Here is a 14721-nt window from a genome sequence, read left to right on the forward strand (position 1 = left end):
AAGCTTTGTACAATCACCGCCCTGTTGTCAAGTAAAGCGGTGAAATTCAATTCAAGGAACATCATTTGACAGCTCTCCCTTCCCGTTTCACGAAAAAAAAGCCCGCGCTTGCCGCGCAGGCTCTTCTTCCGCATAAGAGCAGCCGCGTTATTCAGCCACCCTCTATTTCTTTAATGCATCCGCCCGGTCCACCCAGACGGTCAAATCCTGGTAAGGCGTGCGTTTGCCTTGAGGCGCCTGTCCTTCAGCCGGAACGCCCAGATAAATAAAGCCGAGTACCTTGTCGTTCGGGCCAAGACCGAAGTGCTCGTTCATCTTGGCGTGGTATGTCGGCTCGCCGGTTCTCCAGATCGCTCCGAGACCCAGGGCATGCGCTTCCAGCAGCATATTCTGGATCGCCGCGAACACCGCTCCGTACTCCTCCAGTTCAATCACCTTGGGGTGATCCTTCGGCGTGACCGCCACAGCGATGACAACCGGGGCGCGCATCGGCTTCTGCCGAGCCGATTCCACCGCTGCTTCGGCTTCCGGGGATCCCGGTCCGCCCGCCTGCTCCACAGCGACTTCCGCCAATGCGTTGCCGAGCAGATCCCGTCCTTCCCCGCGAAGGACGAAGAAGCGCCATGGCTCGGTCATCCGGTGGTTCGGCGCCCAGGTGCCCGCCTCCAGAATTTGTTCAATGGAAGCGGCAGGCACTTCCTCCTGCGTCACTTTCCCGATGCTCCGTCTGGAGCGGATCGCTTCCGATACGTTCATATCTCATTCCCCACTCTCTTTAAGAATGCTTATTCAAGTCCTGTGTACTATTGTAGCAAAAAACGGACCGCGATTTCTAACCCGGCGATTCCATCGGGCTTCTCCAAGCTACGTGAAGACGGAGGTTTACCCCCTTTTACCCTGCGGTGACGTTCCGATAATGATGCGTTAACACTGCAAGCGTACACTGAAGCAGACAAGTTGTTTATACATATCCTTCGGGAAGGGGTTCATCACTATGACAAAAAAATGGTTCGTTTCCGCCCTCGCGGCCTTGTCCGTGGGGGGCACAGCCCTGCTTCAGAGCGCATCGGCAGCACCGGCCGATGTGAAGTATTCCGTTAATGGACAGTCGTTTACACCGTCCGTCCCTGCCGTTGAGCAGCAGGATCACCTGTATTTTCCGATCCGCGACCTCGGCAACCTGCTCGGCAAGTATGTCGACTGGGACGAAGTTCGCCAAACGGCTTCTTTTACGGACAAGCCCAAGCTGACCGGTAAATACACGTTGGATCATGCGGATCTGGCGGAGGGCATCAAATTTGGCATCGGCTCCTCGCTGACGCATATCCCGGGCGACCCGGATAACGTCTTCTATACGACGGCTGACCGCGGCCCGAACGGGGAAATCGACGTAAACGGCGAGACCCGCCGGACGTTCCCGCTGCCGAACTATACGCCGTCCATCTATAAAATCCAGCTGGATCAAGGGAAAATCACCGTCCTGGAGACCATTCCGCTCAAAATCAACGGCACAGATCCCGTGACGGGCAGCAGCAAGATTACAGGACTGCCGAACCTGAAATCCCGGGACGAGGTCCCTTATGAGACGACCGCCCAGAAAGTCATCTCTTACGATCCTTATGGACTTGATATCGAAGGGCTTGCCTACAATCCACAAGACGATACATTCTGGATCTCCGACGAGTACGGCCCGTACCTCGTACAGGTAAAACGCGACGGTACGCTGGTGCAGCGCCTTGCTCCCCAAGGGATCAGCTCCGAGCTGAACACGGCAGCGCTGCCGCTGAAGAATACGCTGCCTGCCGTTTATTTGGACCGCCGCCAGAACCGCGGTGCAGAAGCGGTCGGAATTACGCCGGACGGGAAGTGGATGTTCATGGCTATGCAGAGCCCGCTGCGGAATCCCGACAAGAGCGTCGATAATTCCTGGGCGCTCCGCATTTTGAAGATCGATCTGGCCACTCTCAAGCCGGTAGCCGAATACGCCTATCTTACTGAAGACGCCGGCCAGTTTAAGGACCTGAAGCAATCCGATATCGTTATTTCTGATCTTAACGTCATCGATGAGAACACCCTGCTGATCGACGAACGCGACAAAAATGCCGGCGATGCCGCCCAGCTCAAACGGATTTATGCCATCAACCTGACCGATGCAACCAACATTCTCGGCAAGTATGACGAGGCGGGACCTAGCGGCAAAACGCTGGAGCAGATGAGCCCGGCCGAGCTTCGCCAAGCCGGCATTATGACGCCGCTCAAGCGGACCGTTCTCGATGCGGTGGAATTCAACTATCCGAACGAGAAAATTGAAGGCATCTCGCTGGTGAACGGACATACGCTGGTCATTGTGAACGACAATGACTTTGGCGTCACCAATCCGGATGCCAAGGAAAACGGCACGGACCTGTGGACCTTCGAGCTTCCCTACGATTTAAAATAAGGCGCAAATCTATAAAAGACCGGCCACGGAGACTTCCTCCGTGGCCGGTCTTTTTGGGTTCCGCGAAAAGCCGTTTAGGATTGGCGGTCAATCTTCGCCCTGCCGTTACCGCCGGCTGCCAACCTTTCGCTTGACCTGCTCCAATACAGCAAGAACAGGCTGGCTTTTGACAGGCTTGCTGATGTATTCGTCCATCCCTGCCCCGAGGCAGATATCCCGGTCCTCCTTCAGCGCGTTGGCCGTGACCGCCACGATCATCGGACAGCTATCCTTCGGCAGGGTCGCCCGAAGCTTGCGGGTCGTCTCCAGACCGTTCATACCAGGCATCTGGACGTCCATGAAGATGATGTCATACTTCGTATTCTCGGCTTCCCGCAGCACATCGTGGCCGTTGGTGACGACGGTCACCGCATGGCCCTGCTTCTCCAGCATTTTGCGGAGCACGATCTGGTTGATCTCATTGTCCTCCGCAATCAGGATGTTGAGCGGATCGGTATCGGATGTTTCCTTTTGTTCGCAGTGCTTGGCATGCTCAGGCTCCTGCCGGTTCTTGAGAAGGACTGTAAACACAAAGGTCGTTCCAGGACCTTCCTTTTTCTCTACCCATATATTGCCGCCCATGACGTTCACGAGCTTCTTGCTGATGGCCAGCCCCAGCCCGGTTCCTTCATAATTGCGGGTCATGAAATTATCCACCTGGGAGAACGGTTCGAAGATCGCTTCCAGCTTGTTATCCGGAATGCCGATGCCTGTATCCGATACCTTGAATTCCAGATCGATCAGCTCGTCCTCCTCGAACACCTTCCGAACGCTGACCGTAATCCCTCCATGAAGCGTAAACTTCACCGCGTTGCCCACGAGGTTCATGAGAACCTGCTTGATCCGCTTGGGATCCCCGAAGAGCATCTCCGGAATGTCGTCCTCAACGGTAAAGGACATCTCCAGCTGTTTGGCGCTCGCCTTGGCGGACACCATATCGAACGTTTCCTGGATGCACTGTTTCAGATCGAACAGATCCTCCTGCAGTTCCGTCATACCGGCTTCCACCTTGGAAAAATCCAGAATATCGTTGATGATGGCCAGCAGCGTTTCACCGCTCTTGCGGATAATTTCGATATATTCCTTCTGCTCATCGTCGAGGTCCGTCGTCGTCTCCAGCAAATCCGTCATTCCGATGACACCATTCATCGGCGTCCGGATCTCATGGCTCATCATCGCCAGAAACTCGCTTTTCGCTTTATTCGTACTTTCCGCCAGCTCCTTGGCCATAATGAGCTGCCGCTGCTCGGTGAAATCCTTGGCAATGATATAGAAGCCCACATTTTTGTTGTTGATGATGATGGGTGCCAGCGTCGTGATGACCTCCACCATGTGGCCGTCCTTATGCCGCAGCGTCTTGATATCCTGTTCTACGGTCGGGTTGTTCAGCGCTTCCTTCAACACCCGCTGCAGGTTCCGCTCCCCGATAAAGCGCGCAATGCTCCTGCCCGCCATCTCGCTGACTTTGCAGCCGGTCATCTGCTCGGCACGGGTATTGGCATTCAAAATATTTCCATTTAAATCGAGTGAAATGATCGCGTCGTGGTTATATCTTTTTAGGGAGGTATACCGCTCGACGGTTTCCTGCAGCTTCTGCTCGGCAGCCTTGGTATGGGAAATATCGTTCAAAACGACGATGTAATGTTCGGGATTTCCCTCCGCGTCCGGCATAATGGAAATATGCACGGCCGCCCACACGATTCTCTCATCTTTCCGGATGTATCGGCCCTCAATTTCGATGGAAGTCTGCTCGGGATAGTTTTGAATAAGCGTTCTCACCTGGTTCAAATTGGTATCCAGATCCTCGCGGTAAATCAACCTCTCAAAACGCTGTTTCTGAAGTTCCTCCCAGGAATATCCCAGAATGCGGGTGAGCGCCGGGTTTGCTTGAACCCATTCTCCCCGGACGGTAATCACGGCAACACCAAAAGGAGCATTTTGGTACACATGCTGTAAATAAGAATACTCCTCATCATTCTGTACTCTGTTCATTTTGCGCCTCCTGCCATGGTAGTGCAGCCTGGTTTTTGTATTTTTCTCTCCATCATGTTTATATCTTAAAGGAACTGCTGTCCGACCCCTGACATACCAAAATAAGCATAAGCATGCTTATAAAAAGATATAAACAAAATTGACGATTTTGAAACCTTTTTAACGACAATTATGACAAAATGATGGCGAAATTTATAGACCAACTTTTTTCCTTTTCCAGGTTTTCTTCGTGAAATAAACGACCGAATGGACGATGACCCCAAGATTAGGGTCACCTTAAGATTGTACCAATCAGAACGCAAAGAAACCGCTCTTTCTCAAAAAGGCGGTTTCCTTGTTCGCCTAAAGGCGTAAGAAGCAAGCGGAATGGTCAGAATGCCCAGTTTCCGTTACGGAAGATTGCTTCTTTGCGTCCATCCCGCGTTATTCCGTCAATGGATAGATCGGCTGCGCCAATCATGAAGTCCTCGTGAACCAGGCTCTGATTTGCGCCTTTGTTCAGCAGTTCCTCCGCATCCATTTCTTTGCCGTTCTGAAGATTGACCGGGTAGGCTTGACCAAGCGCCAGATGGCAGGAGGCATTTTCATCGAACAATGTATTATAAAAGATCACATTCGAATTCGAAATCGGAGAGTCGTGAGGAACGAGTGCAACCTCGCCTAACCTCCGCGCTCCTTCATCCGTATCCAAAAGCTTCTGCAGCGCCTCGGCTCCTTCCTCGGCAGCAAACTCGATAACTTCGCCGTCCTTAAAGGTCAACGAGAAATTATTGATGACCACGCCGTTATAATTTAGCGGCTTCGTGCTTTTCACGGTTCCGTTGACGCCGTCCCTGCTTGGAAGCGTGTAAACTTCCTCTGTCGGGATATTCGGATTAAACAAAACCCCGTTTTCGTTATACTTAGCGCCTCCAAGCCAAATGTGGCCTTCGGGTAAATCAATCGTCAGCGAAGTGCCTGTCGCTTCGAATTGAAGCTGCCTGTAGCTTTTGTCATTCAAAATTTGAACCATTTTGCCGAGTCTTGCGTTATGTACTCCCCATGCGGATACCGGGTCTTCATGATCGATCCGGGTCGCTTCAATAATATGCTTCCACAGTTTTTGCACCGCGGAATTTTCTTCTTCACCAGGGAACACCTTATTTGCCCATTCCGGCGTAGCGTACGACAATAACGTCCAGGCATTTTTGTGGGCCATCAGGTAGCTGCGGTATTTATTCAACGCGGCAGCGGCCGTTTTGGACGCTATTGCAACGCGGTCAGGTTCCACGTCGTTCAGCAACTCTGGATCAGGAGAGTAGATTTGAATGAATGCCGCTCCGCTTTCCGCATACTGCACCATGGAGTCTGCCCGCCACTGCGGATATTCCGACAATGCTTTTTCCGGAGCATGCTGGTACTTTATCCTCGACAGCTGCTCATCGTTATACTCCACATAGACATTGTGAGCACCGGCTTCGTATGCTTTCAGCGAAATCAGCCGGACAAGGTTTGCGGCCATAATCGGCGCCATTACGACGACGGTCTGCCCAGGTTGGACGTTCACCCCTACCTTAACGGCTAGCTCCGCGTAATTTTCTAGTTGCCGCTTTGTTGGATACATCAAATTTCCTCCATTTGCACGAAGTGCTTCTCTGTTATGCTGCGATGAGGGGAGCCCCCCCCTTGATGACCACTTTATCTTCCTTTTGGGTCCAGCAGCGCGGTCAGTTCGTCAAGGGTCCGGACGACATGCTCCAGCAGCCCTGGCAGATCCTCCATCTGTTCCTCGTCGATTTTCCGGTCAAACCGGACTTCCGCCGTATTCGACAAGTGTTTCGTCTCATCGCCATAGCGCCAGCTGAGCGTCTGGGACACCGACTGGTCCGGCCACCGCTGTTCCAGCAGGCTCTGGATGACAGCACATTCTTCGCCCTGCGGACCGACTTCCATATAAAAGCGGATTCGGATAGTGCACCCTGGCTGTGCCTCCTTCTGCTCCAGCAGCTCCGCGGCCAAATCGGCCAGCGAGGCGGCAAGACCGATCTCCGCGGTCACCGCTTCGTTCCCGCTGCGCACGAACCGAATGGCAAATTCCCTCGACATGACCGACATTTCCATTCGGTCGTCGCGGCCGGTGACTCGAACCGCACCGTCCAGGTTGTCCAGGTCGTAGACCAGGTTCTCCACCGCCACCTTCAGGTTGTCGAAAATGCTCGGATCGAACATCACCATACGTCTGCCGCATATTTGAGACCGATCTGGCGTCTCGCATCCTCCATAATTTCCGCCACGATGAGGGAGCTCTCCAAAGAATTGATCTTGCTGTCGCGTTTGCCGCGTTCGATCAACCGGATAAACTCGTCCAGCTCGTAGTACATCGATTCATGGGTCTGCAGCTGCGTGAGGTCCTCGACCGTGCCGTCCCTGTACTGGATTTTCACTTCGTAAGGCTGGTTGATCCGGTCGATGACCATCGTTCCGTTCTCACCCTGAATCTCAGCGGGCAGGAAGGAGTCGGATATTTTCGAATACATGATGACCGCGTCCATCTCCGGATAGCGCAGCACCATACTGCCTTCCCCATCCACGCCTGATGACAACATGATACCTGTCGCCTTCACGTATTCAGGCCGGCCAAAGAGCGAAACCATCGGATAGATGCAGTAAATGCCCAAATCCATGAGTGAACCGTTGGAAAACTCGGGTTTGAAGGCGTTGAGCACCGTCCCCTCCTTAAAGGCGTCATAGCGCGAGGAATATTGACAGTAGCTGGCAAAATACCGCCGGATCTGGCCGATTTTATACAGGTTGTCCTTCATGATTCTGAAATTCGGCATCAGCGTGGACTTCATCGCTTCCATGAGCAGCACGTCATTGCTGCGGGCCGCCTCGATCATCCGCTTCAGTTCCAAGCTGTTTGAAGCCATCGGCTTCTCGCAAAGCACATGCTTGCCGTGGTTCATGCACCGGATCGCCTGGTCCGCGTGAAAAGAGTTCGGGCTGGCGATGTAGACCGCGTCTACAACCCCGTCCGACAACATTGCCTCGAGATCCGTGAACACCCGCGGAGATCCGTGCTCCGCGGCAAAAGCCTCTCCCTTTTCCAGGGTCCGGGAATATACTGCGGCAAGCTGAAACTGGTCATTCTCCGCGGCAGCCTGCAGAAACCGCTCCGTAATCCAGTTGGTTCCGATTACCCCGAATCGTATCATCTTCTCGCTTCCTCTCCTAACTTGTCAGTTCTGTCTTTGTGAATACTCACGATGACTATATTGTCTCATTCCCCAAAGAAGCTGTCCACTTCGGAATCCATGTCATGAGCGGCCTCGCCCACCATGGACTGGATATCTTCAGAGCTGATGTTAATATACTCATAGCCCTCTTCCTGCTGCTTCTTCAAGGCTCTCTCCTTATAAAACTTGCCGGTGCCCTCGCCCGCATCCTCGTCATATACGAGCACGATGCCGTCCGTCTTCCGGAACAGCAGATCATCCCTGGCCGCAAACTGCCACGGGCCGCTATAGGGCTGATTGCTGACGACACCGTAATAGTCGATCTCTCTGAGGATTTGCCGGTAATACTCCTGCTTATCTTCCTTCCACTTCTCTTCCGGGCTGGCAAAGGCCGAAATGATCGAGCATTTGAGCTCTGGATACTGCTCTTTCAGCGCAATAGCCGCCTCGATGCCCCACAGGTCCACGCCGTACTGCCCCGGGGTGATGACCCACTCCAGTCCCTCTTCAAGGAGCGGAATCAGCTTGGCCGTGATCGCCTGCTTAATATACGGAATGCCCGGATGCTTCTGGCCGAAGATGTTCAGCTCATGCGCCCGGTATCCGGTGACCAGACAATTTTTCATACCATCAACACCTTAACTTAGTTGGAATGCCTCTTCCTCAACAGATGATCCGCGAGTAATTCATTCCTTCTATCATACCTTGTTTTGCCTTGCGGCTTCCACCGCAAATTCAGATTGTGCTCGGTGCCGCTCTTTCCAGCATGGAGATGATAACCGCGAAATCAAGGCAGGGAGTGGTCCAGAACGCCGGAAGACAGCCAAAAGGGCACCCAACGCCAATTCCTCAATGGCGGGCAGGTACCCCTTCACAGAAGTATATATAAGTTGAACCAAGAAATACGATGCAAGCAAGGAAGTAAAATGATTCCCCTTATACAGATTATAAAGAAATTTTCACTTCGGCGTTCATGCCGGGAAGCACTTTATCCGAAGGCTGGTTGATCGAAATTTTGACAGGCACCTTCTGGGTGACCTTGGTGTAGCTGCCGGTTGAGCTTTGCTGCGGAAGCACCGAGAACACCGAGGTCGTTGCATAGCCGATTTCGTCGACCGTTCCGCTGAACGTTTTGCCCGAATCTCCGTCCACGTTAATATCGACGCTTTGGCCGACCTTCAGGTCCTTCAGGTCCTTCTCCTTAATATTGGCGATGATGTACATATGATCCAAGTCAGCTTCCTGGGCGAGCACCTGTCCCGCCTGGACCAGCTCGTTCTTCCGCGCATCGCTCTTGATGATTTTACCGTTCATCCGGGTGCTGACCGGTACGGCCTTCGTTCCGTCGGATACGGTGCCGACGACGTCCTTGTCAGTCACGTTCGATCCGGTCTTGACATGCCAGTCGGTCAGCACGCCGCTGTAAGTGGATACGACGGGCATCATGTCCGCGGACACGACCGCGTCGCTTGTTTTGATGTAGTTTTCATTTTGGTAATAAACATAGGCGCCGGCTGCGATCAGTATAAACACGACCAGCACGCCCACAACATTTCCGATGATTAAACGAATGTTCATCTTGCCTGTTCTCCTCCATATCGTTCTTTTTCTGAATGTATCTTAAGAATGGGATTCCGCTGTTACTCTTTCCTTGGGACCCGGCAGGGCAAGCGGCTTTTTCGGCTTTTGCACAAGCGAAAAGCCTTTGCCTGTCACGATTTTTCCAATAGAAGCCAGCAGTATAATGACTGCAAGAACCAGCATTATCGTAAACAAGTGATGGTACGCTCCTAGGATGGCCGCCCGCTTCGTATTAGCAATCAGCTCATAGGAAGCCGTGCTCTGCGCCTGGGCTGCCGTCATTCCCGATCCCATCAGCTTCCGGGTCATCTGTGCCAGCTCCAGCTTCGTTTCGGCATCAAACTCGCCCAGATGGGAACGGATCTGCTCGTAATTCATGGTGTTCTGCCGGCTCAAATACCAGCCCAGCAGCGGAGACAGCACCGCGCCGACGATATTCCGCATCGTATGCAGCGTCGTGGAGCGCATGGAGGCTTTGTGAATATCCCCCGCGAGGGCCGTGCCGAGCGCTCCGCTGACCAGAGCCATACTGACGCCGCCGCCAAGGCAGGCAGCCTGGAAGTATAGCTTAGGCAGCGTTACGGTTGGCACCAGGTTTCGCCAGCTGAGGCAGACATAAATAATGGCCAGCGATCCGATAAAACAAAGGACGCCAGCGCCGAGCCGGTCGTACAGCAGGGTTTTTAAAATAGCCGTGATCAGAATGCCGACGAAGAACCACAGGAAAAAATGGGACAAATAACTTGGCGACAAGCTGACGTTATTTTTCAAAAAGCCGGTGATTCCCGCAATCGCAAAGATGAGCACCGCATGGGACGCGATCGCCATGATCGTGCCCGAAATCGGCTTGGGCGCCTTCAGCGTACGGAAAGGAACGAGCGGCGTCTTGGCCCTGAGGTCGACGATGACGAACAGAACCGCCAATATGACGGCGACGGCCAAAAACGGCCACACCTCATACGAAGTAAACCCCTTTTGCATCAAATTGCACAGTGGAATCACCAGCGAAATCATGGTCAATACATACAAAAACACTCCCGTTTTATCCAATGGCTCGTGCTCGCCGTGATGCTCCTCCGATCTCGGCAGGCCGTAATAGCCGACGGCCAGACATAGGATGGCGGAGGCGACGTTCAGCACATACAGCCAGCGCCAGGCATCAAGGCTGAGGGAGACGGCTCCGAAATAGGCTCCGACGGCACTTGCCCCAAACAGGCCCGTGATGACCATAAACAGAAATGTATTGCGGATCTTGTTCGGAAATGAACGGAGGCTCACCGGCAAAATCGCCAGAAACAGCGTACCGGCGCTGAGGCCCTGAATCACCTTCCCGATCGTCAAGGCGGCCACATCGGTGGACACGGCGTTGATCAACGAGCCGCACAAAAAAATAAACACCATCGTCAGATAGTGCGCCTTGAGGCCGAATCTGCGGGCCAGCACTGGTCCAAATGGTACTCCGAGCGCGAAAGCCAGGTTCGACAGCGTGGACGGCAGCTGCAGATCATTCGAGCTCATATCCAGTCCGTTCTGAATGATCACCTGGTTGATGGTATAAGCCAGATTGCTGAAGTATTGGGGCCCGATCGCAAAAATCGTCAGCAGCGATATGATCAAATACTGCGGAACGGCCACCCTTTCTTTCTCCGACATCGGAGTGCTAATGAGTTGACTCATCCGGATTCCTCCTTTCGTCTTGTATATGATTACGTCCGTATGCAGAACAACTTGTAAATAGCAAGTTGTATTATACAACATATGCGGATCAGCTGGCAACGGCATTTTCGCAGGCAGTGAGAAAAAGCTATTGGATAAATCCACAGCTTTTTCCTGATCTACTTATGCCGTTGTTTCAAATCCCGGTTAAGCCGGGTCAGGCTGTCCTCCAAGTGCTGCATCCCCTCACCGTTCCAATCCTTGAGGATGTCTGCGTACGCATCATGTCTGGCTTTCTGGACTTTGTGGAGAATATCCAGCCCGCCGGGCGTAATCTCAATGAGGCTGATTCGGCCATTGTTCGTGTCCGGATACCGCTTGACGTAATCTTTGGATTCCAGCACCGCGATTTGCCTGCTGGCCGTGGACAGGTTCAGCAGCAGATGCTCTGCCAGCACATTGATCGCCAGCGGGCCCGCGTGCTCCAGCTCGCTGAGCAGAAGATACTCCGACCGGTCCAGGTTCCCGAATCTGGGGCTGAGCGCCGTCGTCAGCCGGACCAGCAGGGCGATCTGGTACTCGATCATATCCAGTCGATCTTTGTTCAACTTCCTCCCCCTCTTCTCTCGCTAAACCGCTCTCATAAATATATCATACCACTGCGCGAAGGGACTTTGCATCCGGGGGGCCGGGTAAACAGAAAGAACGTCAATCGACGTACATTTATGGAAGGCAGATCGAGTTTAGGAGAAGTTTCTCTTGCGTTTATAGAGTGGTTCAGCAACGGCCACGTAACCCGTCACATACAACCGACAGGATGCGCTCCGACAATCCGGAATCATCATTGTGTTCAAGAGTACGCAAAACGCTGAATAGAATAGCTGTTAGATCGGTCACTTGAATGTCACTACGAACCGAACCCGCTTGCTGAGCCCGATTCAGTAGTTCTCCCAGTACATTTTGAAAATTCAGCGAGATGCCAGAGAGCGGACGCTGGATGTCGGCACCAGAACGGGACAGGGCAGCGATAAGCGCTTTATTTCCCGTGCCCTCTCTCACAATTAGCGACAGAAAGTTAAAAAAAGCCTGTCCTGGATCGTTTTGCTCAAGCATCTCACTTGCTTTCTCAATAAGACGTTGCTTAAAACTGAAAACTACAGCTTCAATCAATTCTTCTTTCGTCGGAAAGTGACGATATACCGTTCCAATCCCGATCCCAGCACGATTGGCAATTTCATCTATTGGAACATCCAATCCCTCAGTGGCGAAAACTTTCGTTGCAACGTCGAGTATAAGCTCTCTGTTTCGTCTGGCGTCTGCCCGTAATGGTTTTCCCGTTGTAACTGCGCCGACTGAAATTGAATCCTTAACTTCTAGAGCTTGCGATGGCACTTTTTTCGGCATATGAATAACCCCCTTACACAATATCATTATACACTAAATTGACAAACGGAGTTTATGTTCCGTATAATAAACGGAGTAATAGTTCCGTTTATAAAAACATCACTCTATACTGGAGGTATGAAACATGTCATTGCAAAATCATCGAACCGTAATCGTAGGTGGTACTTCGGGCATTGGTTTGGCGACCGCCAAATTATTTGTTTCTCAAGGTGCTCAAGTCATCGTTGCCAGTCGCTCACAAGAGAAAGTGGACGCGGCAGTAAAAGAACTCGGGACAGCGCAGGGGTACGTCCTTGATTTCCAGGATGAAAGCCAGATGAAACAGTTCTTTGAAAAGATTGGTGACTTCGATCACCTCGTCGTTACCGCCGCCGGGGGCACAACTTCCCAAGGCCCCTTTGGATCTTTGGGAATCGATGTTGCGAGGGCTGAGTTTGACAGCAAGTTTTGGGGACAATACGCAACAGTGAAAGCCGCCTTGCCTTTTATCAAAAAGTCCGGTTCGATCACGCTGACTTCCGGTGCAGTTGCCGCACGACCGATGAAGGGTGCCTCGACGCTGGTTGCACTGAACTCAGCTATTGAAGGCCTTGCCCGTGTTATGGCTATGGATTTGGCGCCGATACGAGTCAACGTTGTGTCGCCAGGGGTGGTGGATACACCTGTTTTCAGTGGGATGGACGCCGAAAGTCGTACAGCGATGTTCCAGCAGATTGCTCAGTCACTTTTAGTACAGCACGTTGCAAGACCCGAAGAAATCGCTGAGGCGTATGTGTATTTGGCGAAAAACACAAACACCACCGGAACCGTACTACCAGTCGAGGGTGGTGCAATCTTGTCAGGTATATAAAAACGGAACATCCTACCCCAGTGGCACCCTCAATCCGCTTTTGAGCTTCTTACAAGAGCTATGGCAAACTGGGAAGAAGAGATAGTCGGCTACTTTGACCATCGCATATAATCGCAAAAGAGCCTGCAGCCAAGCTGCAGGCTCTAACAAATCTTGTTTCCCGACAAATTACCGTTCTCCATCCTTCACCGGAACCCCGAAATTTGGCGTCCCGTCCTCATTCCAGCCGAAGATCTGCATCCGTGTATGCCGGTTCGGATCGTACAGCGGATCGCCGATAATTTCTTTATAATTCCGGGCATGATAAACGATGACGTCTTCCCCGTCCTCGGATACCGTGAAGCTGTTATGCCCCGGCCCATACTGCCCGTTCTCCTCGTTGGTGGCGAATACCGGTTCCGGCGACTTCACCCAGGAGGCCGGATCCAGCAGATCCGCCGATTCGTCGGCATACAGCAGTCCCATGCAGTAATTGTGGTCGGTGGCGCTGGCCGAATAGCTGATGAAGATGCGTCCGTTCCGCTTCAGGACGGCTGCCCCTTCGTTGACTTTAAAGCCGATCACTTCCCACGGATACTCCGGGGTCGAGATCACAACCTGCTTGCCCTGCAGCGTCCAAGGACTGCTCATTTCCGAAATGTACAGATTTGAATTGCCCTCGATGTCCGGGTCTTTCTGAGCCCATACATAGTACAGCACTCCGTTATGCTCAAAGGTGGTCGCGTCCAGCGCAAAAGACTCCCACTGGGTGCGAATCTTTCCCTTCTCCGTCCAAGTTCCTTCCAGCGGATTGGCCGAGTCGTTCTCCAGAACATACATCCGGTGGTCGAACAATCCGTCATTGGTCTCGGTCGTCCGCGCCGCCGCAAAGTAGATGTACCATTTTCCCTGAATAAAATGAATCTCCGGCGCCCAGATGTTCGCGCTGAGCGGTCCGGTCTCGTATTTGCGCCATGCCACAACCGGTTCGGCTTCACCCAAACCTTGCAAAGTCTTGGAACGGCGGATTTCGATCCGGTCGTACTCCGGCACAGAAGCCGTGAAATAATAATAACCATCCGTATGCTTGTACACCCATGGATCGGCGCGCTGCTCCACGACCGGGTTGTTGTAAGTTTCGTTTCTCTCCATATCAGGCTCTCCTTTATGTCTATGTCTTCATGCCAAAATCAATTGTTCCATATAGATTGAACTAAAGTTTTGCATTGAACTTCCTGTTATAACGCCCCATAAGGCGGCCAATAACATTCATTTCTTTAGTTCATTCTATCTAGCTCCATTTCGGGGCAAAAGGATAAGGACAAGCGGATTCCAGCAGCCGGGTCTTCACCTCAACGAGACAGCCGCAGTATTGGCAGGTCGTTCCGTATTGAAGCCCCGGACACTGTTCGCACTGCCCGATCCGCCGGCGGTATACCTCTTCGGATGCCGTCTCCCTGCCGCGGGTCGCGATCTCTACGAGCCGCTGCAGTTTTTCCGGCGAAACCTGGACGCTCTCGCTGCACCCTTTGCAGCCTTCCTGACGATCCATGACAACTCACCCT

Annotated in this window: 14 protein-coding genes; 2 read left to right on the top strand and 12 right to left on the bottom strand. The window is 52.7% G+C overall.

All coding sequences use genetic code 11. The features are described from left to right. Positions 1-162 precede the first annotated feature (162 nt). The gene (locus tag IAE55_RS21800) at positions 163-756 is read right to left on the bottom strand and encodes a nitroreductase family protein (RefSeq protein ID WP_145163458.1); all 594 of its coding nucleotides are present in this window, start codon (positions 754-756) and stop codon (positions 163-165) included. A gap of 238 nt (positions 757-994) precedes the next feature. On the opposite strand from IAE55_RS21800, the gene IAE55_RS21805 reads away from it, so the two are divergent. Continuing rightward, entirely contained in the window at positions 995-2440 is a 1446-nt protein-coding gene (locus IAE55_RS21805; protein ID WP_200633879.1) for an esterase-like activity of phytase family protein, read from the top strand. A 105-nt stretch (positions 2441-2545) separates the two neighbouring features. Here IAE55_RS21805 and IAE55_RS21810 read toward each other — a convergent pair whose 3' ends face one another. The 9 genes from IAE55_RS21810 to IAE55_RS21850 all read right to left on the bottom strand — a co-directional run bounded on the left by IAE55_RS21810 (position 2546) and on the right by IAE55_RS21850 (position 12327). After that, complete coding sequence (locus IAE55_RS21810) at positions 2546-4471, bottom strand: PAS domain S-box protein (RefSeq protein WP_200633880.1); 1926 nt, start codon at positions 4469-4471, stop codon at positions 2546-2548. A 370-nt stretch (positions 4472-4841) separates the two neighbouring features. Then, the gene (locus IAE55_RS21815; protein WP_145163471.1) at positions 4842-6074 is read right to left on the bottom strand and encodes an aminopeptidase; all 1233 of its coding nucleotides are present in this window, start codon (positions 6072-6074) and stop codon (positions 4842-4844) included. 74 nt (positions 6075-6148) lie between these two features. Next, positions 6149-6685 (bottom strand): hypothetical protein, encoded by a 537-nt coding sequence (locus tag IAE55_RS21820; protein ID WP_234489756.1) that lies wholly within the window; start codon positions 6683-6685, stop codon positions 6149-6151. After that, complete coding sequence (locus IAE55_RS21825; protein ID WP_105444979.1) at positions 6679-7665, bottom strand: Gfo/Idh/MocA family protein; 987 nt, start codon at positions 7663-7665, stop codon at positions 6679-6681. Before IAE55_RS21825 ends, IAE55_RS21820 begins: the two co-directional genes overlap by 7 nt. Before the next feature lie 65 nt (positions 7666-7730). Beyond that, a complete protein-coding gene (locus IAE55_RS21830; RefSeq protein WP_076173566.1) occupies positions 7731-8312 on the bottom strand; it encodes an SLOG family protein in 582 nt (193 codons plus the stop codon). Between the two features lie 319 nt (positions 8313-8631). Beyond that, on the bottom strand, positions 8632-9264 hold the full coding sequence (locus IAE55_RS21835; RefSeq protein WP_076173565.1) for an HlyD family secretion protein: 633 nt from the start codon (positions 9262-9264) through the stop codon (positions 8632-8634). Between the two features lie 42 nt (positions 9265-9306). Further along, positions 9307-10944 (bottom strand): MFS transporter, encoded by a 1638-nt coding sequence (locus IAE55_RS21840; protein WP_200633881.1) that lies wholly within the window; start codon positions 10942-10944, stop codon positions 9307-9309. A gap of 158 nt (positions 10945-11102) precedes the next feature. Further along, a complete protein-coding gene (locus IAE55_RS21845; protein WP_234489757.1) occupies positions 11103-11531 on the bottom strand; it encodes a MarR family winged helix-turn-helix transcriptional regulator in 429 nt (142 codons plus the stop codon). Positions 11532-11700: 169 nt separating this feature from the next. After that, positions 11701-12327, bottom strand: coding sequence for a TetR/AcrR family transcriptional regulator (locus IAE55_RS21850; RefSeq protein WP_200633882.1), 627 nt, complete (start codon positions 12325-12327; stop codon positions 11701-11703). 124 nt (positions 12328-12451) lie between these two features. On the opposite strand from IAE55_RS21850, the gene IAE55_RS21855 reads away from it, so the two are divergent. Next, complete coding sequence (locus IAE55_RS21855) at positions 12452-13177, top strand: SDR family oxidoreductase (RefSeq protein ID WP_145163477.1); 726 nt, start codon at positions 12452-12454, stop codon at positions 13175-13177. A 168-nt stretch (positions 13178-13345) separates the two neighbouring features. Here the strand turns inward: IAE55_RS21855 and IAE55_RS21860 are convergent, their stop codons facing one another. Continuing rightward, the gene (locus IAE55_RS21860; RefSeq protein ID WP_200633883.1) at positions 13346-14308 is read right to left on the bottom strand and encodes a glycoside hydrolase family 43 protein; all 963 of its coding nucleotides are present in this window, start codon (positions 14306-14308) and stop codon (positions 13346-13348) included. A 139-nt stretch (positions 14309-14447) separates the two neighbouring features. After that, positions 14448-14708, bottom strand: coding sequence for a DUF6171 family protein (locus tag IAE55_RS21865; RefSeq protein ID WP_105444976.1), 261 nt, complete (start codon positions 14706-14708; stop codon positions 14448-14450). Positions 14709-14721: the final 13 nt, after the last annotated feature.

This window comes from Paenibacillus sp. S28, assembly GCF_016624415.1.
Taxonomy (GTDB): Bacteria; Bacillota; Bacilli; order Paenibacillales; family Paenibacillaceae; genus Paenibacillus_AQ; species Paenibacillus_AQ favisporus.

Excerpts from the sequence above, each read along its gene's own strand:
- IAE55_RS21800 (WP_145163458.1), bottom strand. The coding sequence starts at position 756 with ATGAACGTATCGGAAGCGATCCGCTCCAGACGGAGCATCGGGAAAGTG.
- IAE55_RS21805 (WP_200633879.1), top strand. The coding sequence starts at position 995 with ATGACAAAAAAATGGTTCGTTTCCGCCCTCGCGGCCTTGTCCGTGGGG.
- IAE55_RS21810 (WP_200633880.1), bottom strand. The coding sequence starts at position 4,471 with ATGAACAGAGTACAGAATGATGAGGAGTATTCTTATTTACAGCATGTG.
- IAE55_RS21815 (WP_145163471.1), bottom strand. The coding sequence starts at position 6,074 with ATGTATCCAACAAAGCGGCAACTAGAAAATTACGCGGAGCTAGCCGTT.
- IAE55_RS21820 (WP_234489756.1), bottom strand. The coding sequence starts at position 6,685 with ATGGTGATGTTCGATCCGAGCATTTTCGACAACCTGAAGGTGGCGGTG.
- IAE55_RS21825 (WP_105444979.1), bottom strand. The coding sequence starts at position 7,665 with ATGATACGATTCGGGGTAATCGGAACCAACTGGATTACGGAGCGGTTT.
- IAE55_RS21830 (WP_076173566.1), bottom strand. The coding sequence starts at position 8,312 with ATGAAAAATTGTCTGGTCACCGGATACCGGGCGCATGAGCTGAACATC.
- IAE55_RS21835 (WP_076173565.1), bottom strand. The coding sequence starts at position 9,264 with ATGAACATTCGTTTAATCATCGGAAATGTTGTGGGCGTGCTGGTCGTG.
- IAE55_RS21840 (WP_200633881.1), bottom strand. The coding sequence starts at position 10,944 with ATGAGTCAACTCATTAGCACTCCGATGTCGGAGAAAGAAAGGGTGGCC.
- IAE55_RS21850 (WP_200633882.1), bottom strand. The coding sequence starts at position 12,327 with ATGCCGAAAAAAGTGCCATCGCAAGCTCTAGAAGTTAAGGATTCAATT.
- IAE55_RS21855 (WP_145163477.1), top strand. The coding sequence starts at position 12,452 with ATGTCATTGCAAAATCATCGAACCGTAATCGTAGGTGGTACTTCGGGC.
- IAE55_RS21860 (WP_200633883.1), bottom strand. The coding sequence starts at position 14,308 with ATGGAGAGAAACGAAACTTACAACAACCCGGTCGTGGAGCAGCGCGCC.
- IAE55_RS21865 (WP_105444976.1), bottom strand. The coding sequence starts at position 14,708 with ATGGATCGTCAGGAAGGCTGCAAAGGGTGCAGCGAGAGCGTCCAGGTT.